Origin of the sequence: Helicobacter sp. 13S00482-2 (assembly GCF_002272795.1) — a bacterium.
In the GTDB taxonomy this organism is placed as follows: Bacteria; Campylobacterota; Campylobacteria; order Campylobacterales; family Helicobacteraceae; genus Helicobacter_J.
The window spans coordinates 38,942-63,219 of record NZ_MLAT01000006.1 but is presented as its reverse complement, the minus strand read 5'-3'; the positions used below and the strand labels follow the sequence as shown (position 1 = coordinate 63,219).

General features: G+C 34.0%; 24 protein-coding genes. 16 read left to right on the top strand and 8 right to left on the bottom strand.

What is annotated here, in order from left to right:
* Positions 1-7 precede the first annotated feature (7 nt).
* Genes murF through BKH42_RS04375 form a run of 4 tightly spaced genes read right to left on the bottom strand, consistent with a single transcriptional unit; the run spans position 8 to position 3,551 of the window.
* On the bottom strand, positions 8-1,492 hold the full coding sequence (gene murF, locus BKH42_RS04390) for a UDP-N-acetylmuramoyl-tripeptide--D-alanyl-D-alanine ligase (protein WP_095295299.1): 1,485 nt from the start codon (positions 1,490-1,492) through the stop codon (positions 8-10).
* Positions 1,493-1,510: 18 nt separating this feature from the next.
* Positions 1,511-1,783: an acylphosphatase gene (locus BKH42_RS04385; protein ID WP_095295297.1), complete on the bottom strand. Its 273-nt coding sequence runs from the start codon at positions 1,781-1,783 to the stop codon at positions 1,511-1,513.
* A complete protein-coding gene (locus BKH42_RS04380) occupies positions 1,780-2,493 on the bottom strand; it encodes an alpha/beta hydrolase (protein ID WP_095295295.1) in 714 nt (237 codons plus the stop codon). Before BKH42_RS04380 ends, BKH42_RS04385 begins: the two co-directional genes overlap by 4 nt.
* On the bottom strand, positions 2,493-3,551 hold the full coding sequence (locus tag BKH42_RS04375) for a D-alanine--D-alanine ligase (protein WP_095295293.1): 1,059 nt from the start codon (positions 3,549-3,551) through the stop codon (positions 2,493-2,495). Before BKH42_RS04375 ends, BKH42_RS04380 begins: the two co-directional genes overlap by 1 nt.
* Positions 3,552-3,758: 207 nt before the next feature.
* On the opposite strand from BKH42_RS04375, the gene BKH42_RS04370 reads away from it, so the two are divergent.
* The 14 genes from BKH42_RS04370 to BKH42_RS04305 are packed head-to-tail and all read left to right on the top strand — an operon-like array spanning position 3,759 to position 16,306.
* Positions 3,759-4,925: a hydrogenase small subunit gene (locus BKH42_RS04370; protein WP_095295291.1), complete on the top strand. Its 1,167-nt coding sequence runs from the start codon at positions 3,759-3,761 to the stop codon at positions 4,923-4,925.
* Positions 4,926-4,935: 10 nt separating this feature from the next.
* Positions 4,936-6,672, top strand: coding sequence for a nickel-dependent hydrogenase large subunit (locus BKH42_RS04365; RefSeq protein ID WP_095295289.1), 1,737 nt, complete (start codon positions 4,936-4,938; stop codon positions 6,670-6,672).
* A 10-nt stretch (positions 6,673-6,682) separates the two neighbouring features.
* The gene (gene cybH / locus BKH42_RS04360; protein ID WP_095295287.1) at positions 6,683-7,381 is read left to right on the top strand and encodes a Ni/Fe-hydrogenase, b-type cytochrome subunit; all 699 of its coding nucleotides are present in this window, start codon (positions 6,683-6,685) and stop codon (positions 7,379-7,381) included.
* Positions 7,378-7,914, top strand: a complete 537-nt coding sequence (locus BKH42_RS04355; protein ID WP_095295285.1) for a HyaD/HybD family hydrogenase maturation endopeptidase — start codon at positions 7,378-7,380, stop codon at positions 7,912-7,914. Before cybH ends, BKH42_RS04355 begins: the two co-directional genes overlap by 4 nt.
* A 1-nt stretch (position 7,915) precedes the next feature.
* On the top strand, positions 7,916-9,571 hold the full coding sequence (locus tag BKH42_RS04350) for a hypothetical protein (protein WP_095295283.1): 1,656 nt from the start codon (positions 7,916-7,918) through the stop codon (positions 9,569-9,571).
* An 8-nt stretch (positions 9,572-9,579) separates the two neighbouring features.
* Positions 9,580-10,827, top strand: a complete 1,248-nt coding sequence (locus BKH42_RS04345; RefSeq protein WP_095295281.1) for an EAL domain-containing protein — start codon at positions 9,580-9,582, stop codon at positions 10,825-10,827.
* A gap of 25 nt (positions 10,828-10,852) precedes the next feature.
* The gene (gene panD / locus BKH42_RS04340; protein WP_095295390.1) at positions 10,853-11,218 is read left to right on the top strand and encodes an aspartate 1-decarboxylase; all 366 of its coding nucleotides are present in this window, start codon (positions 10,853-10,855) and stop codon (positions 11,216-11,218) included.
* A 1-nt stretch (position 11,219) separates the two neighbouring features.
* Positions 11,220-11,525 (top strand): YbaB/EbfC family nucleoid-associated protein, encoded by a 306-nt coding sequence (locus BKH42_RS04335; RefSeq protein ID WP_095295279.1) that lies wholly within the window; start codon positions 11,220-11,222, stop codon positions 11,523-11,525.
* The gene (locus BKH42_RS04330) at positions 11,525-12,577 is read left to right on the top strand and encodes a PDZ domain-containing protein (protein ID WP_095295277.1); all 1,053 of its coding nucleotides are present in this window, start codon (positions 11,525-11,527) and stop codon (positions 12,575-12,577) included. Before BKH42_RS04335 ends, BKH42_RS04330 begins: the two co-directional genes overlap by 1 nt.
* Complete coding sequence (locus BKH42_RS04325) at positions 12,578-13,444, top strand: polyprenyl synthetase family protein (RefSeq protein ID WP_095295275.1); 867 nt, start codon at positions 12,578-12,580, stop codon at positions 13,442-13,444. It abuts the gene before it with no gap.
* A gap of 10 nt (positions 13,445-13,454) precedes the next feature.
* Positions 13,455-14,240: a 5'/3'-nucleotidase SurE gene (gene surE / locus BKH42_RS04320; RefSeq protein ID WP_095295273.1), complete on the top strand. Its 786-nt coding sequence runs from the start codon at positions 13,455-13,457 to the stop codon at positions 14,238-14,240.
* Positions 14,241-14,291: 51 nt separating this feature from the next.
* Positions 14,292-14,933, top strand: coding sequence for a hypothetical protein (locus BKH42_RS04315; RefSeq protein WP_095295271.1), 642 nt, complete (start codon positions 14,292-14,294; stop codon positions 14,931-14,933).
* Positions 14,934-14,942: 9 nt separating this feature from the next.
* Positions 14,943-15,560, top strand: coding sequence for a 6-carboxytetrahydropterin synthase (locus BKH42_RS04310; protein WP_095295268.1), 618 nt, complete (start codon positions 14,943-14,945; stop codon positions 15,558-15,560).
* Entirely contained in the window at positions 15,557-16,306 is a 750-nt protein-coding gene (locus BKH42_RS04305; RefSeq protein WP_180673976.1) for a 7-carboxy-7-deazaguanine synthase QueE, read from the top strand. Before BKH42_RS04310 ends, BKH42_RS04305 begins: the two co-directional genes overlap by 4 nt.
* Positions 16,307-16,527: 221 nt before the next feature.
* Here the strand turns inward: BKH42_RS04305 and gpmI are convergent, their stop codons facing one another.
* Entirely contained in the window at positions 16,528-18,006 is a 1,479-nt protein-coding gene (gene gpmI, locus BKH42_RS04300; protein ID WP_095295264.1) for a 2,3-bisphosphoglycerate-independent phosphoglycerate mutase, read from the bottom strand.
* A 33-nt stretch (positions 18,007-18,039) separates the two neighbouring features.
* Positions 18,040-18,744: a hypothetical protein gene (locus BKH42_RS04295; protein ID WP_257874267.1), complete on the bottom strand. Its 705-nt coding sequence runs from the start codon at positions 18,742-18,744 to the stop codon at positions 18,040-18,042.
* Positions 18,745-18,801: 57 nt separating this feature from the next.
* Here BKH42_RS04295 and glyS point away from each other — a divergent pair, with 57 nt between their 5' ends.
* Complete coding sequence (gene glyS / locus BKH42_RS04290; RefSeq protein WP_095295260.1) at positions 18,802-20,847, top strand: glycine--tRNA ligase subunit beta; 2,046 nt, start codon at positions 18,802-18,804, stop codon at positions 20,845-20,847.
* A 19-nt stretch (positions 20,848-20,866) separates the two neighbouring features.
* Here the strand turns inward: glyS and BKH42_RS04285 are convergent, their stop codons facing one another.
* Positions 20,867-22,264 carry a PhoH family protein gene (locus BKH42_RS04285; RefSeq protein WP_180673972.1) on the bottom strand — a complete coding sequence of 466 codons (1,398 nt, stop codon included), beginning with the start codon at positions 22,262-22,264 and terminating at the stop codon, positions 20,867-20,869.
* A gap of 137 nt (positions 22,265-22,401) precedes the next feature.
* On the opposite strand from BKH42_RS04285, the gene tpx reads away from it, so the two are divergent.
* On the top strand, positions 22,402-22,899 hold the full coding sequence (gene tpx, locus BKH42_RS04280) for a thiol peroxidase (RefSeq protein WP_095295256.1): 498 nt from the start codon (positions 22,402-22,404) through the stop codon (positions 22,897-22,899).
* Here the strand turns inward: tpx and BKH42_RS04275 are convergent, their stop codons facing one another.
* Positions 22,900-24,060 (bottom strand): putative peptidoglycan glycosyltransferase FtsW, encoded by a 1,161-nt coding sequence (locus BKH42_RS04275; RefSeq protein WP_095295254.1) that lies wholly within the window; start codon positions 24,058-24,060, stop codon positions 22,900-22,902.
* Positions 24,061-24,278: the final 218 nt, after the last annotated feature.

Below are 24,278 nucleotides of genomic sequence, written 5' to 3'. Positions count from 1 at the left end.
TGTTTTCCTAAATATAGCTTGGAGCATCATTGGCAAAAAGTATTAAATCTTCCTTTTGAGTGCTACCTTGCAGAATGTTTTCTAATTGAGTTTTGTCTTTTAGAATAATTTTTTGAGGCCTCTGGATATATGCAGATAATATTTTTGAGTTGAGTTCACCTGTTATGATCGCAATATCAAAGACCTTATCAATTTCTTTTGCAAGTACGATATTAGACTCTGGGTCACTTTCAACCAATCCAGGAGTGATGATGATTTTTCGTTTATCATAAAGATTGGATAACCTGATAGCTTCAAGCATTCCTTTTAGATTTCCATTAAAGCTATCATCAATGATAATTTTTTGATTCACATTAAGAAGGTTGAGACGATGAGGTATGGCTTGAAGTTTGGAGACAGATTTTTGAATATCTTCAATAGGAACTTTCAAAGCATTTGCTAGTATTATAGCTACACTGATATTATCCACATTGAATTGACCCAATACTTTGGTTTTAAATAAATACCATTGTTTTTGAAGTTTTATTTCAAATGATGTGCCTTCTAAAGTAGCAGAAACATTTCTAATATCGTCTGGATAAGGTTGAATGAGAGCTTTTTTATCTGCTGATATGTATTCAGGAATAGGATTTTTTTCATAAACAAAAGCTTTTTTTAATCGTTTAGATTCCAATAACTCAAGCTTGGTTTGTAGTACATTATCAAAAGTCTTAAAATATTCCATATGTTGATGTCCTACTTCACCTATGATGGCATATTGTTGTTGCAATAATGATGCGATTTCTTTTATGTCTCCAGATTCTCTTGCACCTGCTTCAACAACATAGATGTCTGTCCCAAAATCAAGATTTTTATTAATATCATCAATGATTCCTTTAAATGTATTCACGCTTCTTGGAGTAGCATAGATGGTGTATTTATTTTGAAGGATCTGATAGAGAAAATTTTTGATACTCGTTTTTCCAAAACTTCCTGTAACAGCGATAATTCTCAGAGATGCCATCAAGGCGAGTTTATCTTTTGCCATCTGTGTATAACGATTCAAAAGTAATGTCTCATAAAGTTTAGAAAATATACATCCAAACAATAGGGGCAAAAGATATAAAAACCGGAGGCTTGGATCGAAGTTTTTTGATAAAACTGTCAATACTTCATTGAAAAATACGAATGCAAAACATATTGCAAAAAATCTAATCACTCGCTTTGTGAAGACTAGTTTTTTATCCAGCTTAAATCCCCATAATAGTATAAATGGGACTTCAATCACATACAGATACAGATAGAAAATAATATTTTGAGTATAAAAACCACAGATCAGAAATACGCAAATAGGGACTACAAAATGAAAAAAATGCCACTTTTGTTTATGATGTTTAGTGATCACGCGATACAAACTATAGTTATACCATTGAAGATTGGTGATCAAATAATAACTGATACAAAAAATAAAAATCCATCTTGAGACAATGTCAAAAATCTCTAACCAGCTCATACCTGCTCCCATTAATAATTATTGAATAATTTCAAAAACATCAGATGAAAAATCAGCGATGGTATGAAGCTCTACGCTTTGAACTTCTGATTTTAAAGGTCCAATTTTAAGGATAGAAATAAAATTTTCAATATCTTTTTCTTCTCCACAAGCATATATCTTAACACTCCCATCTGGTAAGTTTTGAGCTGATCCTTTGATAAGGAGTTCATCAGCTTGGATTTTAGAAAATTTTCTAAAACCTACTCCTTGAACAACCCCTTTGATAGTTATTTCAATAGCTTTTTTCATTGATTTTCCTTGTGATATTGTTTATCTATTGTTTTTGCTTGTTTGAGAAAAAAATAATGATCGCCCTCCAAAACAAAAAAATGATTATTGGGCATCAAACTTGAGATTTTTTCTCCACACCATAGGGGGGTGGCTTTATCATCTCTTCCCCAAAATATATAAGCTTTTTTGGAAAAATGAGCATATATGTTACTAAAATCTTCATTTACGACCTGTTTAAACACCTCATACATTGCTTCATTGAGATTATCAGCATCAGCACTACGGAGTTTTTTCGAATTGATTCCTAGAATTTTGAGTATTTTAGCACTAAATATTTTGAATTTGACCTTCAATGATTTGGGAACAACAATTCCCGCAGAACTGAGTAAAATAATTTCATCGCTATTGCACAACAAAGCCACCTTTCCCCCAAAGCTATGCCCTAATATGATATTTATTTTAATATCAAATGAATTGATGAAACTAGTGATAATACTGGCATAATCTTTGGTGGATATGATGAACTCATTAGGACTATTTCCAAATCCTGGCATATCAACATAATAATGGTTAAAGTCTTTAAAGCTGTCTTTAAAGGCTATTTCCATCAATTCCTTATTGCTTCCCCATCCATGTAAAAAAAGCATATTTTTTGAAGAATGATTATCCAAAAATATATAAGATATCTCAAATTTGTTATCTTCATAGCAAATTGATCTTTTTGCCACTATTTGCCTTTTGCTCGTTGGATTTTCTCTATGTATTGATAGGAGATTTTAATAGATTCTTTTTTGGGTAGATGTGAGCTTAACTCTAAGAGTGTACCTAAAAAATTATCAAAGAGATAATTTGCACAACTTCCAGGTACGGGGTTGATTTCATTTAGATAGACCTCTTCTTCAATCACAAAAAAATCACATCTTATCAGTGCTCCTTCAAATTTATTGGCATAAATTTTTTTGAAGGCATTTTTGATTTTTCTTTCTAAGTTTTCATTTATATCTGCTTTGAGAACTTGTTGTGTGCGAGAAAAATCGAGATATTTATTCTCAAAATCAAGCAAATCTTTTTTTTGAGGTTCTTCAATGATGGAAAAAATATACTCATCATCGCTATTATTCCCATCACAAATCTTGCAACCAGCTAGATTGTATTCCTTCACGCCTTTTATAAAAGGTTCGATAATAATTTCTTTGTCAAATTCAAATGCATTATCAAGAGCATAAAAAATCTCGTTTTCAGAATGAATGACAGATACCCCGATGGAACTTCCTAGCCTCACGGGTTTGATAATCAAGGGAAATTCTCCACTTGGTTTTTTAGTGTTGTGCTTTTGAATCACTTCAAATGGAAGTGTTTTGATACCCCTTTCTTTGGCATATAGTTTTGTGAGATATTTATTAAAGCTAAGTACGGATGCTTCAAGGCGTGGGCCAATAAAAGGTATCTTGTAAAAATCCAAGATACTAGCTAATACTCCATCCTCTCCATCAGCACCATGCACAAGATTGATAAGTATCCCAAGAGGAATAGATTTTTTCTTCAATATTCCTTGTGAAAAAAAACTTCCTATGCCAATGTGAATTTCTTTGCATTTTTTGTATTCTTGGGAGGAGAAAAATGTTGATTTCATATTTTCAGCGGGAATCAAATAAAATCGATGAGATGGATCTAAAAAAATAAATCCTTCTATGTTTTCACCCAGAACTTTTTTTAGCGAAATTGCACTCACAATGCTTATTTCGTGCTCCCAGCTTACACCTCCAAATAAAATGCTAAATTTCAAAATCTCACTCCTTTTTATCCTTAATAATAATTAATGGTTTTTGTGCGAGTTTATCCAAAAAATACTTAAAAGAGGGTAGTAACTAGCAGTTTGTTTTATGAATCTAGCTTCTTAATTTCTCATTTTATTGTTTTGTTATAAAAGAAGTTATATAGTAGCTCCACCAATTGATTTTAAACTAAACAAACCAAACACAAGGATGATTCTATGGAAGAAAATAATAAAGACAAACGTCTGTATGAACAGATTTCCCAAAGACTAAAAAGGCTCTCAAAACTCACTGCTCATAACCAAGATAAAAATCTCTCCACAGAGATGAACAAAAAAGGCATTGACAGAAGGGATTTTATGAAATGGGCAGGAGCTATGACAGCTACCTTGGCTCTTCCAGCTAGTTTTGTTCCTCTCACTGTAAAAGCAGCCCAGATAGCTAATCGAATCCCTGTGATTTGGCTACACATGGCAGAATGTACGGGTTGTAGTGAGAGTTTATTAAGAACAGAAGATCCTAGCATTGATAGCGTTATTTTTGATTATATTAATCTAGAATACCATGAGACAATTATGGCAGCCTCAGGGTATCAGGCGGAGCAGAATCTCGCAAATGCCATCAAAAAACACAAAGGAAATTATATCTTGATGGTAGAAGGAGGCATTCCGCATGGAACAGAATATTTTCTCACTATCGGAGCTGATGGACGTACAGGAGCTCAAGAGTGTAGAGATGCAGCAGAAGGTGCAGCGGCTATATTTGCTATAGGGACTTGCTCTAGCTTTGGGGGTGTTCAAGCCGCTTACCCAAATCCTTCAAATGCAAAACCTTTGAGTAAAATTATCTCTAAACCTATCATTAATGTGCCAGGTTGTCCGCCAAGTGAGAAAAATATCATAGGGAATGTGATGTATTTTATTATGTTCGGGACATTACCTGCTGTTGATGCATACAATCGTCCTACTTGGGCATATGGACATAGGATCCACGATCTTTGCGAGAGAAGAGGGCATTTTGATGCAGGAGAGTTTGTCCAGGAATTTGGAGATGAAAATGCGAAAAATGGGTATTGTCTATATAAGGTTGGATGTAAAGGACCCTATACCTTCAATAATTGCTCTAAGCTTCGATTCAATTCCCATACGAGTTGGCCTATACAAGCAGGACACGGATGCATAGGATGTTCAGAGCCAAATTTTTGGGACACAATGAGTCCTTTTGAAGAACCCATCGGAAATCGATTATTTCATACTGCTTATGATGGACTAGGTGCAGATAAGACCGCTAATACAATCGGAACTACTATATTGGCAGCAACAGCAGTGGGGATTGCTGCTCACGCAGTGATTTCGAGTTTTATAAAAAAAGAAGATGAGCAATAAGGAGTAAAAAATGACAAAACGAATCGTAGTAGATCCAATCACAAGAATAGAGGGGCATTTAAGAATTGAAGTAATCGTAGATGAAAATAATGTAATTCAAGATGCCTTTTCTTCATCTACTCTTTTTAGAGGGCTAGAAACAATCATTAAAAATCGCGATCCACGTGATGCTGGTTTTATAGCACAAAGAATATGTGGAGTTTGCACGTATTCTCATTATAAAGCAGGAATAAGTGCTGTTGAAGATGCTTTGGGGATCATACCTCCTTTGAACGCACAACTAGTGAGGAGCTTGATGAATATTGCTCTGATTTTGCACGATCACGTAGTGCATTTTTATACCTTGCATGGACTTGATTGGTGTGATATTACCTCTGCACTCAAGGCCGATCCTGCAAAAGCTGCTAAACTTGCATTTAAATACACAGACTATCCTTTATCTGTAGGTGAAGATGAGCTTAAAGCGGTTCAAAAAAGGGTCAGTGATTTTGTTAAACAAGGTGCTTTAGGGCCTTTTAACAATGGCTATTGGGGACATAAAACGTATCATTTTTCACCTGAGCAAAATCTAATTGTACTTTCGCATTATCTCAAGCTCTTGGAGATTCAAAGAGAAGCTGCGAAGATGACAGCTATCTTTGGAGCAAAGCAACCCCATCCTCAGAGCTTAACTGTTGGGGGCATTACTTCTGTGATGGACGTTTTAGATCCAAGCAGGCTTGCGGAATGGAAATTTAAATTCGAAAAAGTTGCAGATTTTGTCAATCGTGCGTATTGGCCTGATTTGGTGATGGCAGCTTCAGAATTTAAAAATGAACAATCGGTTACAAAAGGGTGTGGTTTGATGAATTTTATCGCTCACGAAGAGGTTCTTATTGGTAAAGGACAAAATCTTTTGAGTTCGGGCATTGTCTTGAATGGAGATATTAGTAAGCTACTTTCTATCAATGAAGATCTTATCAAAGAAGAGGTTACTAATTCTTGGTATACATATGAGAACACCCAAGAAGAACAGCTTCAACCTTATGATGGACAAACCAATCCAAAATACACAGGCTTCAAAGATGGACAAAGTATTGGCCCTGATGGAAAACTTATTGATACAAAATTACTTGATTTGAAGGGTAAATATTCTTGGATTAAATCTCCTAGATATGATGGAATGCCTATGGAAGTAGGGCCTTTAGCAGCGGTGGTTGTAGGACTTGCAGCAAAAAATCCTTATATCACACCTGTTGCTACTAGATTCTTGAAAGAATCAGGATTGCCTCTAAAGGCTCTTTTTAGTACGCTTGGAAGGACTGCAGCTAGATGTATTGAGGCAAAAGTTATTGCAGATAATGGATTAAAAGCCTTAGATGCACTCATAGAAAATCTCAAATCAGATAAAGAAACTTGTGCTCCCTATGTGATAGATAAGAATCAAGAATATAAAGGGAGATATATCGGTCAAGTTCCAAGAGGAATGCTGAGTCATTGGGTGAGGATTAAAAATGGTGTCGTGCAAAATTATCAAGCTGTTGTTCCTTCGACTTGGAATGCAGGTCCAAGAGATTCAAAAGGCCAAAAAGGTCCTTATGAAATGAGCTTGATTGGAACAAAGGTAGCTGACATCACAAAACCTTTGGAAATCATCAGGACTATTCATTCATTTGATCCTTGCATAGCTTGTTCTGTTCATCTGATGGACACAAAAGGAAATAAGATTAGCGAATACAAAGTAGATCCTGCATTCGCAAGAATCTAGGGAGGATAAAATGAAAAACTCAGTTCATTTAGTCAAAAAAGATTTTGAAGCCTACAAGGAGTTTTCAGGGCTAACTAGAATATTTCATTGGATACGTGCGTTTGGTATTTTTGGATTGATGTTCACAGGTTTTTATATTGCTTATCCATTTTTGCAAGCAGAAACCACTTCTATGCCTGTTCATTTTTTACAAGCTTATATCAGGAGTTGGCATTTATTTTTAGGGTTTGCTTTGATTGGAGTCTCTATTTTTAGGCTTTATCTTTTTATTTTTGATAGAGGTAGTCATCCTGAAAGAATTTCTTTTTCTGCGTGTCTTTCTCCTAAGATTTGGATAGATCAGATCAAAGTTTATTTATTTTTGGGCAAACATCCTCATATTAAAGGTGCTTACAATCCCTTACAATTCATAACTTATTTTGCTCTAGCAGTGCTTGTTTTGATTATTTCCCTTACGGGCGTTGTTCTTTACTATAATGTCTATCATAATGGCTTGGGTTCGTTATTGCAGACTTCATTTAAGTGGTTTGAAGTGATGTGTGGAGGACTTGCAAATATACGTTTGATTCATCATATTGCTACTTGGGGGTTTGTGCTCTTTATTCCTGTCCATATCTATATGGTTGTATGGAATTCTTTGAGATATCCAAATGGCGGAGCTGATGCAATGATTAGTGGCATCAGGTATAAAAAAGATCTAAAAATTTGAATATTTTAGTATTAGGGATAGGCAATATCCTTTTTGGAGATGAAGGAATAGGGGTTCATCTTTCTAATCTTTTAAAACTCAATTATGCTTTCAGCGGTGAGCACAAAGTTGATATCATAGATGGTGGAACGATGGCACAACTCCTCATTCCTATCATCACATCTTATGATAGAGTATTGATACTTGATTGTGTGAGCGTGGAAAATAATGAGATAGGGGAGGTATATTATTTTGATTTTGATAATGTGCCTGATTGTATCACGTGGGCAGGAAGTGCCCATGAGGTGGAAATGCTCCAAACATTAAAATTAACACAACTCCTAGGTGATTTACCTCCTGTAAAAATCATCGGTATTGTTCCAGAAGTCATAGGAGAGGATACTGCTTTTAAACTTTCAGATGAGATTTTAAGAGCATCTGTTTTGGCAGAAAGATTAGCTATAAAATATTTGCAAGAACTTGGAGTGCAGGTGGATAAAGTGGCTTGTAAAGATCTCCAACAGATTGCCAATTTTTCTTTTAAGGGCTATTAAAATGATATTTGAATTTATTTTTTCAATTTCTAAAATCAAATCTCATAGTGCTGATTTTGTTGTTATTTTGCATCAAGAGGCACATAAAAGAGGATTGTTATTTACAGATAAAATTGAAAACAATGATACTTCATATTCATTTTTTCTAAAATCTGATCCAAAAGAGGCTTTGAATTTTGCTGATAGTATTTCAAAAATACTCCCATCATCCATTCATTTTAACTTCATAGAGCTGAAAACTCCTCAAAATGTAGATATTAAAAAATGGCGTAAGGTTTGTAAAAAATCAGATCATTTTTTAGATTTTTTGACCATCACAAATATAACAGATAAAAATTCCTCAAAATTTTGTGATGTGTTTAAATGGGTCAAAAACATTCATTTTTTAGACAAACCCATCAATGATGCCTCTTCTCTTAAAAGAATCTTGCAAGATATTGCTAGAAAATTAAAAAATGGTGAAAGTATAGACATACAAACATCTAGAGGCTTTAAGCGATTATCTTTGAATCTTAAAACTCCTGATTTGATGTTTTGGGATATTTCAAATCTTTTTACTTATATGCGTGTAGATAAGATTCAAGCTGAGATTTTAGCTAGTTTTGAGAAGCCTGTGATGAGGTTATCCCCCAAGGAAGTATTTGCCTCTTCTTTGTTAGAGACTGAAGAAAATTTTGAACTTAAGGTGAGACTTCCCTTTGATTTGATTTTGGCACTTTTAGGAGTATTTGCTATTGAGCTTGAAATGGGGTATGTTTTTCTCACGGACATTAAAGATTCTTCTATGGGGTTGAACTATAAACATCATAAAATCCCTAAGGAAGAAGAAATTGTTGTTAGCAAAGATGGAATAATAATCAATACAAATATTTCAAGAAAATCTAGAAGTATCTTTGATATCATTGACAAACATTTTCAAGATCAAATTCAAGAAGAAACAAAAACAGAACTTCCAAAAACATTCTCTAAAAAAACTACCTCCCCTATCAATCATCAGAAACTCATTTTATTTTTGAGCAAGATACATCCAACAAGTATTCTCATAAAAGATGACAAAGGCGTCAAAAGTCTTTTTCCTATTGAGTTTGATAGCAATCCAAAAAATATCCTTGAGGCTATTAAAAAAAATTACGAAAGCGGAGATAAATTAGTTCAAAATTTTTCTCAAAGTTTTGAAACAACTTTTTCAAATATCAATTCTCTCAAAAATACTCCTGTAAGTACCCATAATCTCATGGATATTTTTTCGAGTGCATCCTTTATATTGGGCTATATGCAGGATTTTAATATCAAAGAAGAAAAAATCCTCAATAATGCAAAAAAATTTCTTCGAGATAAAGGTCCTAGAATAGACTTTAAACTCCAAAAAAATGACAATGGAGTCTATTTGGATTATCCTAAAATTTTGAGATCTTCTATGAGTTTTAGAATAGCTGGACTTGATGAAGCTACTTTAAGCTATGGGTTCATAGATTCTATGGCGGAGTTTTTAGGAAATTTTGTTAGAGATGTTGTGATGAACTTTAATGTCAAAAACGTTCTTGTTTGTGGAGATATGTTGGGCGAGAAGATTTTTTTGGATAGAATGTTGCATTATCTTCCAAAAAACATAGATCTTATACTCCCTCAGGAGGGTTATATAGACTATAAAAACTAAGGGTCATTGTGGATGCAAATAATCTAGGTTTTGCACAAAATCAAGCAGATGATATGGATCATTTTATCAAGCAAATCCATAGTGGCAACGTTGGAAATCTAGCAATCATAGAGATAGAAAATTTTAGTGGCATAGGTATTGTCTATGGAATCAAAGCCATCATTGAGATGACAAGAAATTTTGCTTTTCAAGCTAGAAATTTCTGTGATGAAAATTATGAGATATATGCTTTAGGGTTTGGTGTGTTTTCTATCACTACCAATTTGGAAGTTTCTCTAGATTCATTCATTGAAAAAATCAGTGCTTTCAAAGATTTTTTTATCAAGCACGAATTTCCTATCAATAAAAAAGTGAAAATTTCACTAGATCTTTACATAGGGATATCATCAAAATATACCCTTAATGGGGTATTAAAATATCGTTTTGATGTTTTAAAAGAGGCTTTTTGTGCTTTATTGGATACAAAAAATTCTCATCAACATTTGATTGTGTATGACAAAACTCAAACAAGCCTTAGAGACATTCAAGAAAATATCAAAATCACTAGATTGGTTTATTTAGCCTTTAGTGAAGACACATTAATACCTTATTTTCAACCTATTCTTGATGTGAATACGGGTAAAATCTTTAAATATGAAACTCTCATTAGAATCCATACTAATAAAAATGAAATTTTTTATCCAAAAGATTTTTTGCAGGTTTTAAAGAAGACTACGATCTACTCCCATGCGATCAAACAGGTCATAAAAAAATCTATCAATATGGCTATTTCGAAAAAGATTGATATTACGATCAATTTAGGAGCAATCGATATTGAATTTACCGATATTGGTGAATGGTTGCTTGAAGAAATACAAAAAAATAAGTTAGGTAAAAAAATTACTATTGAGATCACCGAGCAAGAGGGAGGTAAAAATTTCTCATCCCTAGCGAAATATTTCAATAAAGTTCGAGAAAGTGGCTCACAAATCGCTTTAGATGATTTTGGTTGTGGGTATTCAAATCTTGAGATGTTGATGCATATCCCGCTGAATTTCATCAAAATAGATGGAAGTTTTATCATAGATATTGATACTAATAGCTACAAAGCACAGATTGTTTCAGGGATTGTTAATTTTGCAAAGGCACTCAACATACAAACTATTGCTGAATTTGTGAGTACAAAACAAATTTATGACAAAGTGAAAGACTTGGGTGTGGATTATGTGCAGGGATATTTTATAGGAAAGCCCGTGAGGTTTGATGAAATATGTTAGAATCAGAAAAAAGGTTTGTAAAAATATGAGATTTCAAATGCTTCATAGCAAAATACATCGTGCTAGAGTTACTGATGCGAATCTTAACTACGTGGGTTCTATTACTATTGATTCCAATCTTGCTAAAAGTGCAGATATGTTTGAGGGAATGAAAGTAGAGATTTTGAATATCAATAATGGAGAACGTTTCAGTACTTACGTCATATTTGGTTCTCCTAACTCTGGAGAGATATGTCTTAATGGTGCTGCCGCTAGAAAAGTGCAGATAGGGGATATAATCATCATCGTAGCTTATGCGAGTTATGAAAAATTAGAGCTCAGCTCCTATCGTCCTAGTATCGTGATGGTAGATGAACAAAATAAAATATTATCCATAAAAAATGAGGTGTGAGATGTTTGATCCTGAACAACTAAAAGGACTTTTTGGGAATATGCAAAAAGAGTTTGCAGGTATGGAAGAAAAATTTAAAGAGACAACACTCACTTCCAAAAGTGGGGGTGGGCTTGTGAGCGTGAGTGTGAATGGTGCTGGAGAGTTAGTAGATATAGCAATTGATGATAGCTTACTTCAAGATAAGGAATCCTTGCAAATACTTCTTATGAGTGCTATCAATGATGCTTATAAAAGCGTAGAGGAGAATAAAAAATCAATGGCTCTACAGATGTTGAGCGGTTTAGGTTCATTTGGAAATAGTTAATGTATAAAGTCTTTTCGTGCAAATTTTTATTATTCATTGCTTTTTTTGGTGAGGTTTTTGGGCATGACTTTTCGCATTGTGTTACTTATTATAGTGAAGCGACTTCTGCAGTTGCGAATTCCCGTTCAGTATCCATAAAAACTTCAGCAGGAGATTTGGCACTTATTTTTTCTCCCACACCTCTAGAAGGTATTAAGATTATAAAAGCAGATCCCTTTGTAGGTTTGTATCTTGTACAGAGCAAAAAAACACGTTATTCTTATCATTTTAAACCTATTGATTCTTATGTTAAAAATATCGAGCTTTCAGGGATTGCATTGAAGTACTCCAAAAAAGGTCAAATATTAAAAACTCAAAAAGGCTTCACTCATTATGCAGAGTTTTCTTCCCCTATTCCCAGAAATGGTATTATTGGCAATATCTGCTATCAGATTTATGGGATTGGTGTGGGAGGAAAATATTTTATTGATAAGAAATATTTAGATAGATTTTTAAAAGAAAAATCTGCTTATTATGGAGATATTGGTATCAGAGTTATTCAAAAAGATAAATATATCCTTGTTAATCAGGTTGATCCCTTCTTTCAAGATAACCCATTTTTGAAAGCAGATGTAATTTTGTCTATCAACAACAAAAGCATTCATTCTTATGAGGAATTTGAGTGGATTGTAAGCAATCTGCCTTATAGAAAACCTGCTAGGATTGAACTTATACGAAATGGACAAAAACAAAAGATTGATGTTGTTGTGGATAGGCATTACGGAGGTTTTTTGCTTCCAGATACTTTTTTGGAGAGATTTGGTATCAGTTTTGATGAGTCATTGAATATTACAGATATTGATCAAGATTCAAAAAATAGCCTTGACTTAAGAGTAGGTGATAGGTTGATTTGGATTAATGATAAGCCTATTTTGAAAGATACTGACAATTCTATCGAAAAAGTAAATGATTCCTTGAGGACTGCTTTGAGTGATGCGGGAATAAATAAAAATATAGAAGTTTTGATTATGCGAAATGGATTAGAACTTCGCATTAAGTTACAGGAAAACTAAATGGATTTGAATTTTTATCACAAAATATGCGATGATTTTGAAGAGTTTTTGATACGATCTAGGCCAAAGATTGAAGGATTTCATCCTTATTTTGAAAATGCTTTTTGGGAAATGCTTTTAAGCGGGGGCAAGAGGTTTCGTCCCAAGCTTTTATTGGCGGTTGTTTGTGCAAATGCTCCTTCTTTGGCAAAAAATGCTTTTTTACCTGCTCTTGCCTTAGAGTGCTTACATACTTATTCACTTATTCATGATGACCTACCTGCAATGGATAATGCAGATCTAAGGAGAGGCCATCGTACGCTCCATAATCTTTACGATGAGACAGGAGCAATATTGGTGGGTGATGCACTCAATACATATGCTTTTTATCTTTTAAGTATAGCTCGTCTTGATGATGGAGTAAAAATCAAACTCATTAAGGAATTATCCCACAATGGAGGGATTGGAGGAATGATTATTGGTCAAGCGATGGATTGCTATTTTGAAAATAAAACTTTAGAATTAGACAAACTCAAGATAATACATCTAAATAAAACTGCCAAACTCATTGCCTCATCATTAACAATGGGTGCGATGATCTCAAATCAGCCCAAAAATTTTGAATACCAACTATATGAATTTGGTTTGAAATTGGGTCTTTATTTTCAAATACGCGATGATATTATTGATGTTACCCATTCAAAATCCCAAGCTGGTAAAAATACTTCTGTGGATGGGAATAAAAATAGTTATGTTAATTTATTAGGACTGCAGGGAGCCAAAGAAAACGCTCAAGACTTGTCTAATCAAATCGTTGAACATATGCAAGAGTTTGATGAAGTATTGAGATCAAATCTTAAGCATTTATTATCGGAATACCTTTTGTAAAAGGAGATCAATGAAAACAATATTACTCACCAATGATGATGGATATGATTCCAAAGGTCTTTTAGCCCTGAAAGATACGCTTTCTAAGATAGCTAAAGTTTGCGTTGTGGCACCGTGCAACGAAAAATCTGCTTGTGGGCACGGATTGAGCCTAACCAAGCCTTTAAGATTTATAAAAATTGAAGATGATTTTTATAAACTAGATGATGGAACTCCCGCAGATTGTATTTATTTGGCCTTAAATACCTTATATAAAGATAAACGCCCTGATCTGATTGTCTCTGGAATCAATCTTGGATCAAATATGGGCGAAGATATCACTTATTCTGGAACGGCCGCAGGTGCTATGGAAGGAGTAATTCACGGCATTCCTTCTATTGCTATTTCACAAGTTTTGAAAGATAAATCTTCTGTCGATAGATTTGATTTTGCCTTAGCGAAAAAGAGTATTTTTGAAGTGGTGAGTAAGATTTTTGAAAATGGTTTTCCCTTAGGCGATAGAAAATTTTTAAATATCAATGTCCCTCAAATATCCGTTGCGGAGTCAAAAGGCTATCAAATCACCCAAAAAGGTTACCGAATCTATGGCAATGAGGCACATTTTAACACAAATCCAAGAGGTCAGGGCTATTATTGGCTTGGACTTCATCCACTGGCTTGGAATGAGAGACAAACACCCATAAAAATGATATCTGATTTTGGTGCAGTAGCAAAGGGTTATGTTTCCATAACGCCTATAACTTTGGATATGACAAGTTATGAAGATATAAATTCTTTAAATTTGTGGGTAAAATAATTATTTTGTCGATATTATTCTATAATATTTTTTGTACTCTGGAGAAGCCCAATGAAAATTAAAATCTTTACTTTTTGTCTGTTTGTAATGGTTTTTTGGGGTTGTGCCAATAAACTCACGATGGGGTATTATTCTGTTTTGCAGAAGGACTACACCTTTAATGCAAACGCTCCAATTGTTGTTATCTACGACAAAAACGATTTGCTTTCAAGCGGGTATGTGAATGCAGTTGTCTATGGGTTACAAATGCAAGGATTCACGAGTGTGTATAAAGAAGGTGATATCCCTTTAGGACGTGCAAGAAATGCTGTTTATATGCGCGTGTTTCGAAGCATCATGCCTTATCCTAATGTGAATTTTTCTTACTCTGCAATTGATGATGGAATGTTGCAGTCTTGCTATTGGTATGGTAATCAGTTTTATTGCAGTCCTAAAGTTAATAAAACCATTGCTCTAACAGGTTATTCAGAAAGTCTTAATTATATTTCTACTTATCATTTCACGCTAGATTGGTATGATCTGAATATAAAAAAACGGGTTTTGTATGTCGATGGAAGTGTGAATGGAAAAACTTGTGGCTACAATATGCTTTTTAGGGATTTGATTTCACATACTATTTCTCGTATTGATTTTACTCGTCCTGAACGCTATCAGTATTATTCAGATTTGCCTTATTACTGGCCTTGTAATTAGGAAAAATAGATGGTTATCAGACGTTCTTTTGGATTTTGTGCCTCCCATATTGTTCGAAACTGTACTTCCAAAAGATGTTCGAGCAGTATTCATGGACACAATTATAAAGTTGAGATTTTTATAAAAGCAAATTCTCTAGATAGTGCTGGGATGATTCTTGATTTTGGGATCTTTAAAAACCAGATTGCTGATTTTGTTGATGGGTTTGATCATTCTCATCATTTTTGGGATGCCGAACACAGCGACTTCATTGATTTTATAACTACCAATTCTGCTAGATATGTGAAACTTTCAGTGAATCCAAGTGCTGAAAATTATGCACTTTTGCTTTTATTTTATATTGATAAGATCTTAGGGGCTACTGAGTTTGCTAATTCTGAGGGAGATATTTTTATTTCTTCTGTGAGGGTTCATGAAACCGATCATGGGTATGCAGAAGCTTTTAGTGAGGATCTATCCAATCCTAAATTGATGAAACACATTCATATTGATAGTATTTATTTTTCAGATGAAATAACAAAAGAGTGGAAAAATCCCTGCATGTTTGAAGAGCTCAAATCCTATTACTCATCTTCAGGGACAAAACCTTTCAAAAATATCACTCCCTTTCATCATATAAAAATATAATGTTAGCTGTTTCAGAAATATTTTATAGTTTGCAAGGAGAGGGCGAATTTGCAGGTACTCCTAGTGTGTTCCTTCGACTAGGAGGGTGTAATCTAAAATGTATAGGTTTTGGAAATCATTATCAAAATAGTGACATCATAGGTTGTGATAGCATCTATGCTGCCAATACAAAGTTTTCAAATGAATGGATTTTTTTTCAAAATTCTGAAAATGTGATCTCCCATATCCAATCTTTGAATCCTTTAAAATTTGATATTGTGATAACTGGAGGGGAGCCAACCTTGCAGTTTAAAAATCCCATTTTACTCAGAATCATCAGTCATTTTTTACAAAAAGGACATCGAATTTCTGTCGAAAGCAATGGGAGTGTGAATTTTGCTTTTGATGATAATTTAAGAGAGCTTTATTTTACCCTAAGCGTGAAGCTTAGCAATTCTGGCGAACCTTTTGAAAAGAGAATCAATCTAAAAGCAATCCAAAATATTATTGATAATGCTAAAAGTGTTGCATTTAAGTTTGTTTTAAATGCAAAAATGTGCGAAGATGGAAGTGGTATAAAAGAGATAAAAGATATTCTTTCAAACATTAAATTAAAAAATAACCGTATTTATCTAATGCCTCAGGGAATTTCTGAAGAAGAACTCGATAAAAATATTCAAAAAATCTACCCCATTTGTTTGCAAGAAGGTTTTTCTCTTACAGATAGGATCCATATACGGATATGGGGAGATAAAAGAGGGGTTTAATCTCAAAAAAGATGAATTGAATGCATAAATTTTATAAGATATTTTTAAAGATGCAAAATTCTTAGATTATCAAGCAACGGGCTTTGTTCAATCTTGTCAAAGAGAATATGAAAGCCTTTAGATACCTCATAGAAGCTAATTGGAAGTGCAAGGAGCTTATGAATAAATCATCAAAGTATTCATAAACACAAGAATATCAATATATTAACTCGAAACATCATCTAAAAGAGCGGTTCAGACATTTCATTAGGCTTTTTTAATCCCATCAATTTTAAAATACTAGGAGCAATGTTATCAAGTCCTCCATCTGCAATTTTATAGACATTATCTCCCATTACAAAACAGTACACATCACCGATAGTATGATTGGTTAGCATATTGCCTTCATCATCTTGCATTTCTTCACAATTTCCGTGATCGCTTGTGATAAGGAGGGCATAGCCAAGTTTTTTTGCAGCTTCTAAGATATTTCCAATCTCTCTATCAAGTGTCTCTACAGCTTTGATAGCTGCTTTTAAATTGCCTGTATGTCCTACCATATCGCCATTTGCAAAATTCACTACAATAAAATCAGTTCCTAGTTCCATAAATCCTAGTACGGCTTTGGAAACTTCTTTGGCACTCATTTCAGGGCAAAGATCGTAGGTATTCACTTTTGGACTAGGAATAAGCACACGACTTTCATTTATAAACGGTTCTTCTATGCCACCATTGAGAAAAAATGTGATGTGAGCATACTTTTCTGTTTCTGCTGTATGTCCTTGCGAAAGACCTGCATTTGAAATCACCTCTGCTAAAGTGTTATTGATCTTATCTTTAGGGAATAAAACAGGATAGGGAAATTTTTTATCATAAGGGGTCATTGTAACCATATGTACTTTAGGTTGTTTATCTCTAATAAACTCTTGAAATTCTGCATTTCCAATCGCATCAACAATCTCTCTAGCTCTATCGCTTCTAAAATTAGTTAAAACAAATCCTTCTGCATCATTGATTCCATTGTATTGATTGAAACACGTAGGCAATATGAACTCATCGCTAATATTCTCAGAGTACATTTTATCGATATACTCCATAGGTGAGAGGGTGGTTAGATTTTTCCCTTCTACAATGCTCTGATAAGCTAGTTTGATTCTATCCCATCTCTTGTCTCTGTCCATCACATAAAATCTTCCTCCTAAAGTAGCGATTTTAATATTTTCAGAACAAATGCAAAGTACTTTTTGAAGGTATTGTTTTATACTCTTAGGCAATACATCTCTTCCATCACTGATAAGATGGAGCCAAACTTTTTTCCCTAAATTTTCAAGTAATTTAGCCATTCCTATGAGATGATCTAAATGAGAATGCACCCCTCCATCGCTAAGCAAACCACATAAATGAACCGTCTGTGAATTTTTATCAAGGGCTTTAAAGGCAGGATTTTCTATGATTTGGTTATTTTCAAAAGCAAGAGAAATTCTTACCAAATCCTGATACAAAATCCTTCCTGCACCAATACACATATGACCAACTTCAGAATTACCCATCTGCCCTTCTGGCAATCCCACACTCATTCCGTAGGTTTTTATTAGTGAATAGGGCAAATGCTCAAACATCCAATCATAAGTAGGTTTTTTTGCCTGATAAAAGGCATTGTATTTTGTTTTGGGACTATAGCCCACTCCATCAGTGATAATTAAAATTGTTTTTTGTCCCATCAAGTCTCTCCTGTTTTTTTGGCTTATTTGTTTTTAAGGCTCTGGCATAATGAAGATTTTATCTTTACTCTCTATTTTTTTAATCGGGTTTTTTTGCTGTTTTCTAGAATCTTGAATGTCTTTGAGTGTGTTTTTAATATTTTGATTTTTATCTTCAAGTTCAATTTTGAGTGAATTGTTGTATGCCTTCGTATATTTGGGGATATAACTGCGAAGTTTGAGTACTTTCATACGAATATCTTGATAGTATGCTTCTGCAGATTTATTTTTACTTTTATTTTTTTCCCAGCTAAAACCCTTGTTGTAGGATTTTATTATTTCCTTATAGTTTCCCTTACGGTTTTTTTGCCAAAATAGAAGATTTTCTAAAGCTACCTTTGAAGCAAACTCGTTATCACGCATCAAAAGCTCACCTATAAAATTCCGCACAAAACTAACATCTTTGTATTTGGTGTATTTTTTGATGACTCCAGGAATGTGGGCGTGATAGATTCCCGCACTCGGATCAGAAAAATTGACCATATATTCCCCTGCACAGGATTCTTGCCACGCAATTGCTGCCATTGTATAACCCAAACCTTTTGTGCTTCCATAATTATACGCATACAAGATGACTTTTTTTTGTTTGGTATTAAAATCTTTGGGATCCCCACACTTGGCCTGTATTTTATCTAAAGGAATAGATGCAGATGCTAGTAGTGTGTGTATCATTAAAAATACAAATAATATTCTAATCAATAGTGCCCTTTATTTGCTAAAATTCTATGAAGCATTATACAAATTAAAGGAATAAATTTGAATACAAAAGATTTGTTAGTTGAGATTCTTGTGGAGGAACTTCCTGCGATCCCTTTTTTGAAAGAATTTCCAAATATCCCCACTAAGTGGGATATGGTGGTGCAAAAATATGATTTGAAAACAAAGCCCTCAATATTTTATACTCCTCGCAGAATTGTTATCATAGATGAATCTTTTCCCATCACAACTCAGGAAAAAACAGAAGAGTTTTTTGGCCCTCCTGTTTCTATAGCTTATGTAGATGGAGATAAAACAAAGGGTTTAACCAAAGCAGGAGAGGGATTTTGTAAAAAATCCCAGATCTCTTCAGAAGACATACAAGTAATTTCTAGGGATGGTAAGGATATTTTATATTATTCAAAACAAAAACAAGGGGTTGCTTCCGTAGATATTCTACCTAAGATAGTGGAAGAATTTATAGCAAGTTTGAATTTTGGCAAGTCGATGCGTTGGGGTAGCTTGAATGAAAGTTTTATCAGACCCATTAGAAATATTTGCATTCTTTTAGGAGAGAGTCATATTCCTATAAGTGCTTATGGTCTAAATGGTAAATCTGCTACCAAAATCCATACCGACATTAGTTTTGAATGGATTGAGATTAGTAATCTCAAGCAATATCTTGAAGTCCTAACAAAGGGTTGTGTTATTCTTTCTCAAGAAGAACGCAGGGAAAAAATTCTTCAAGAAATCGCTCAAATCCAAAAAGATAAAAATATTCAAGTTGAAATTGATGAAGAACTTTTGAATGAAATCATCTCTATCACGGAGTACCCAAAAGCTCTTTATGGAGAGTTTGAAGAGCAATTTTTAGAACTCCCTCAAGAGGTCATCATCACTTCAATGAAAGAAAATCAAAGATATTTTGCTACTTTTGATAAAAATACCCTTCATAATGGTTTTATTGTCGTGAGCAACTCTACTGCAAATAAAAGCGATAAAATCATACTAGGAAATCAAAAAGTCCTCAAAGCCCGTCTATCTGATGGAATGTTTTTCTATCATAATGATCTTAGAAATACTCTCAATCCTAGCAAACTTCAAGAAGTTACTTTTGTGCAAGGTCTTGGGAGTATGGCACAAAAAATTCATCGTGAGAAAGAAATTGCCCATTTTTTACTTAAGAAATATCATCATTTGCTTGAGTTATCCAACGCAAAGCAGTTGATGGAAGAGGCAATTAGTTTAGCAAAAGCGGATTTGCTTACAGAGATGGTTTGTGAATTCCCAGAATTACAAGGTTTGATGGGATATTATTATGCAAAAGCTGAAGGCAAAGATGAAAATGTCTGTACAGCTATCAAGGAGCAATATCTTCCAAATGGTGAAGATTCCGCCCTCCCTTCGACTGTATTTTCTTCAATATTGGCTTTAGCAAATAAACTTGATAGTATCTTTGCTCTTTTTAGTATTGGCAAACTCCCCACAGGATCCAAAGATCCCTTTGGACTCAGAAGAGCTAGTAATGGAATTATAAAAATTGTTCTTGATAAAGGTTTGGCTTTTGATTTGGACACAGACATAAGAGATCTTTTTCAAATAGGCGGTTATGCTAGTTTTGATACTAAAATCATTCAAGATTTTTTTATTGAACGTTTAGAAGGCATCATTGCTGTGAATCCTTCAATTCTAAGGAGTGTGCTTTATAGCAATGATCGTGATGTTTGCTCAATAATTGCTAAAGCAAAAGCCCTCAATAATTTTTTTGAAAAATCTGATAAAGAGGCTTTTATAAGCACATTTAAGCGTGTAGCTAATATCACAAAGGATATGAAAAATATCCAGAAGATAGATGAAGAGATACTCAAACTCCCTGAAGAAATAAAACTTTATAACGCTTATAAATCAGTGATGAAAAAAGAATTCCATTTCATTGATGAGAAAATTCAAGCTCTATTTTCACTCAAAAAACCTCTCGATGAGTTTTTTGATAATGTAATGGTGAATGATCCTGATGAAAAAAACAAAGAAAATAGGAAAAATTTAATCTTCAGTATTTATCGCAAATTCTTAGAAGTGGGAGATATCAAAGAAATTGCTTTTTAGCATTTTCTCAAATTTCAGGCTAAAAGCTCTCTCCAAAATACGCAGCTATATCGCTACGAATAGTCTGAGTGAGTTGAATTCCTGCGATAATATCATCTTTGAGTGCCTTTTGCAATAAACTCACCGCCCCATTACGGAATTTGCTTAAATAGGGGTGATCTATCTGTGCCCAATCTCCCAAAAACAAAATCCTACTTCCTTCTCCAATGCGAGTACCAATGAGTTTTATTGTAGCATTTGAAGCGTTTTGCACTTCATCAAATATCACAAACTTTCTCCCGATAGTGATTCCCCTAGCATGAGCAATATCGACGACTTCAATATTATGTTTTTGTAAGAAATATTCTGTGGCATCTTTTTTTTCAATCGTATTCACATCTCCTCGATACTCGATTCTTTTTGCTATGGATTGTTCTTGGAGTCTATCAATAGTAAAATTAATCGCACTATAAAGTGGATACATAAAATAGCCAAGCTTTTGGGATTCATCGCCTTTTCTAAATCCTAGTTCAGATTCTTTATCTGTTGCTGTGACTGTATTACGCATATAGATGATGCCATCTACGATTCCTTTTTTTACCAGATGAATACCTGCTTGAAGTGCAATGAGTGTTTTCCCGCTTCCTGTAGATCCTGTGGCGATACTGACTTGATTTTTTGGATGGATGAGCATTGCATAGAGCATTTTTTGCTCTAAATTGATAGGCTTGATGTAGGGGTTTGATTCTTCTAATATGTTATCTAATTTTAATTCTTCAAACTCTCCATCTAATTTGATTCCAAAATGTTTTTTTCCTGTGAGATAAAGCGAATTATCGGTATTATCTTGCTCATTGATTTCAATAAGGCTCCAGTTTTTGAGTTTTCTAAAAATTTCATCTTCTTTCAGTGAAGAAAAATTACTGTCTTTATGCATATCAAAAGAATGCCAAAAATCAATATCGCTTGGATTTTCCACCCTATCACGAAAAAGTGACTGCGTTGAGATTCCTCGTGCTAGAGAGCGTATTTTGAGTGAAATATCATTACTTAAAAGAATAAAACCATAATCACTTGCGATCTCTGCGATTCTAGTATCATTAAGAGAATGTTCATTTTGTGCGGTTTTGTATTTTTGTCTATAAATCAGAGTGATAGGGATTGTGTGTGAGTTTTTTGAGAAATGAATCTCTTTGAAAAAATCCCCTTCTATATTTCTTACTTTATGATGAGACTTTATCACATTATCGGTATTGATAGATCGAAAAAATTCACGAGCAAAATACCCTGTCTCATTTTGGAGCTCTTTTTTCTTATCTAGTTCATCAATAACGATATCACTGATAAAAATATGGTTGTGTCCATTTTGATACAGATGAAGGATATTTTCTACATCATCAAGAATGACAGAAGTATCTAGGAGATAAGATTTTTTCATCAATATAACACCTTACATAGTTTGATATATCCAATTTTAACAACTTTTGTTTAAAACCCTTCATAAACAAGCATTTAAATAAATCCACTAAAATAACGTAGTCCAAATAGGATATAAAAAATATTAAAGGAAAAAAAATGTCAGTTAAATTCAAAGGAACTCCAACCAGTTTAAGTGGAAAACAAATCAATGTCGGTGAAGATGCCCCTGAGGTGATATTAGTAGGAAAAGATTTGAATGAAGTAAAAGTTGGTGGTGCTAAAGGCAAGTATCAGATTATCAATGTTGTGCCTTCATTAGATACAGGAGTTTGTGCCACCCAAACTAGAAAATTCAATGAAAAGGCCGCTTCTTTACCCAATGCTTCAGTTTTTGTTGTTTCAGTAGATCTTCCATTTGCACAAGGACGATTTTGTTCAGCTGAAGGGATTGAAAATCTCGTAGTAGCAAGTGATTTTAGAAACAAATCATTTGGTCAAAACTATGGTGTTTTGTTAGCAGGAAGCCCTTTAGAAGGTGTTTTAACAAGAGCTGTTTTTGTTGTTGATCCAAGTGGAAAAATCGTTTATAAAGAAATTTGCGAAGAAATTACCCAAGAGCCTGATTATAATAAACCTCTAGAAGTTATAAAGTAATCAAATCCTTGCTTGTCTTGAGAGACTTAAAACCAATCCTATGGCGATGCAGTTGGCTATAAGCGAACTGCCCCCATAGCTAAGAAACGGTACGGCAATCCCCTTGATAGGCGTGATACCACTCACACCAAATGAATTGATAATGAGCGAAAAACCTATCAATAAACTCACTCCTATACAAAATAAAGAGTAGGATTGGTTTTTGAGCCTATTTGCTATTTTGAATATCCGATAAATAATCCCGCAAAACAATCCAAGACAAACAAGCAATCCTACAAAACCTAATTCTTCAGTGATACCCGCTAGAACCATATCTGTATGCACTTCACTTAAAAACCCTAGCTTGATGAGGCCTTCTCCAAGCCCTTGTCCAAAAAAACCACCGTTATAGATTGCATTTGTGGCGTGATGGATTTGATAAGGTTCTGGGAGATTATCCACACGAATAAAATCAGCTACTTTTTGAGGCAAAATCGCGAGGATAGAATCTTGAGCATTTGCCCACCAGAGCTTCACACGTAAAATCCTATGCGAACTTGTGATGATAGTGAGTGTTCCTATTCCAATCACTCCAAAAAATAAAATCCCAAAAAGTTGCAAACTCCCCCCTGCAAAAATCAACATCAAACCAAGCGTGATAGCCAAAAGCACCACTTGTCCCAAATCGTTTTGCATCACTGCTATGAGAAACACCACCACCAAAAAAACCCCCAAGTACGGTAAGAGTATCAAAAACTCTTCTTTCACAGAATGCTTGGTTCCAAAAGTAAATTTTCTAGAAAAACTCCACGATAAGAAAAAAATAAATCCTAATTTGAAAAATTCAGATGGGGCGAGTGAAAATCCCGGTAGTCGTATCCATCGTTTCGCACCCCCTGAACTACTCGCAAGACTATCAGGTAAAAATGGCATTATCACCATCAAGCCCAAAGTTACCAAAAAAAGAAAAAATCCTATTTTGATAAAGTTTTTATCAGGATCAACTTGTGAGAGTATCCACATCAGTAATATCCCTATGATTGCTGAAAATAATTCTCTAGCTAGGAAATGAAATTCACTATAGTTGTAAATGATGATGGTGTATGCAGAAAGCGAGTAGCTCATGATCACGCCAATAGTGATAAGCACAGTTGTATATAAAAATAATCTTGTATCAGCCATATAACCTCGAATTATTTCAGACTTTGGTCATATTATCCTATATTTTTACTAAAAATTCCCTAACCTTTTGGCTATTGATGATTTCAAAAATACATTTCAAACCCTTCAAAATGATATTGATAGATTCCCAAAGTATTCACAAATAGCTATTGATGAGCACTAATTATAAATGAAGACATATTTAAAATTAAAAAAACATTAATTGAGATATAATTAAA

Excerpts from the sequence above, each read along its gene's own strand:
- murF (WP_095295299.1), bottom strand. The coding sequence starts at position 1,492 with ATGAGCTGGTTAGAGATTTTTGACATTGTCTCAAGATGGATTTTTATT.
- BKH42_RS04385 (WP_095295297.1), bottom strand. The coding sequence starts at position 1,783 with ATGAAAAAAGCTATTGAAATAACTATCAAAGGGGTTGTTCAAGGAGTA.
- BKH42_RS04370 (WP_095295291.1), top strand. The coding sequence starts at position 3,759 with ATGGAAGAAAATAATAAAGACAAACGTCTGTATGAACAGATTTCCCAA.
- BKH42_RS04365 (WP_095295289.1), top strand. The coding sequence starts at position 4,936 with ATGACAAAACGAATCGTAGTAGATCCAATCACAAGAATAGAGGGGCAT.
- cybH (WP_095295287.1), top strand. The coding sequence starts at position 6,683 with ATGAAAAACTCAGTTCATTTAGTCAAAAAAGATTTTGAAGCCTACAAG.
- BKH42_RS04350 (WP_095295283.1), top strand. The coding sequence starts at position 7,916 with ATGATATTTGAATTTATTTTTTCAATTTCTAAAATCAAATCTCATAGT.
- panD (WP_095295390.1), top strand. The coding sequence starts at position 10,853 with ATGAGATTTCAAATGCTTCATAGCAAAATACATCGTGCTAGAGTTACT.
- BKH42_RS04335 (WP_095295279.1), top strand. The coding sequence starts at position 11,220 with ATGTTTGATCCTGAACAACTAAAAGGACTTTTTGGGAATATGCAAAAA.
- BKH42_RS04330 (WP_095295277.1), top strand. The coding sequence starts at position 11,525 with ATGTATAAAGTCTTTTCGTGCAAATTTTTATTATTCATTGCTTTTTTT.
- BKH42_RS04325 (WP_095295275.1), top strand. The coding sequence starts at position 12,578 with ATGGATTTGAATTTTTATCACAAAATATGCGATGATTTTGAAGAGTTT.
- surE (WP_095295273.1), top strand. The coding sequence starts at position 13,455 with ATGAAAACAATATTACTCACCAATGATGATGGATATGATTCCAAAGGT.
- BKH42_RS04315 (WP_095295271.1), top strand. The coding sequence starts at position 14,292 with ATGAAAATTAAAATCTTTACTTTTTGTCTGTTTGTAATGGTTTTTTGG.
- BKH42_RS04310 (WP_095295268.1), top strand. The coding sequence starts at position 14,943 with ATGGTTATCAGACGTTCTTTTGGATTTTGTGCCTCCCATATTGTTCGA.
- gpmI (WP_095295264.1), bottom strand. The coding sequence starts at position 18,006 with ATGGGACAAAAAACAATTTTAATTATCACTGATGGAGTGGGCTATAGT.
- BKH42_RS04285 (WP_180673972.1), bottom strand. The coding sequence starts at position 22,264 with ATGAAAAAATCTTATCTCCTAGATACTTCTGTCATTCTTGATGATGTA.
- tpx (WP_095295256.1), top strand. The coding sequence starts at position 22,402 with ATGTCAGTTAAATTCAAAGGAACTCCAACCAGTTTAAGTGGAAAACAA.
- BKH42_RS04275 (WP_095295254.1), bottom strand. The coding sequence starts at position 24,060 with ATGGCTGATACAAGATTATTTTTATATACAACTGTGCTTATCACTATT.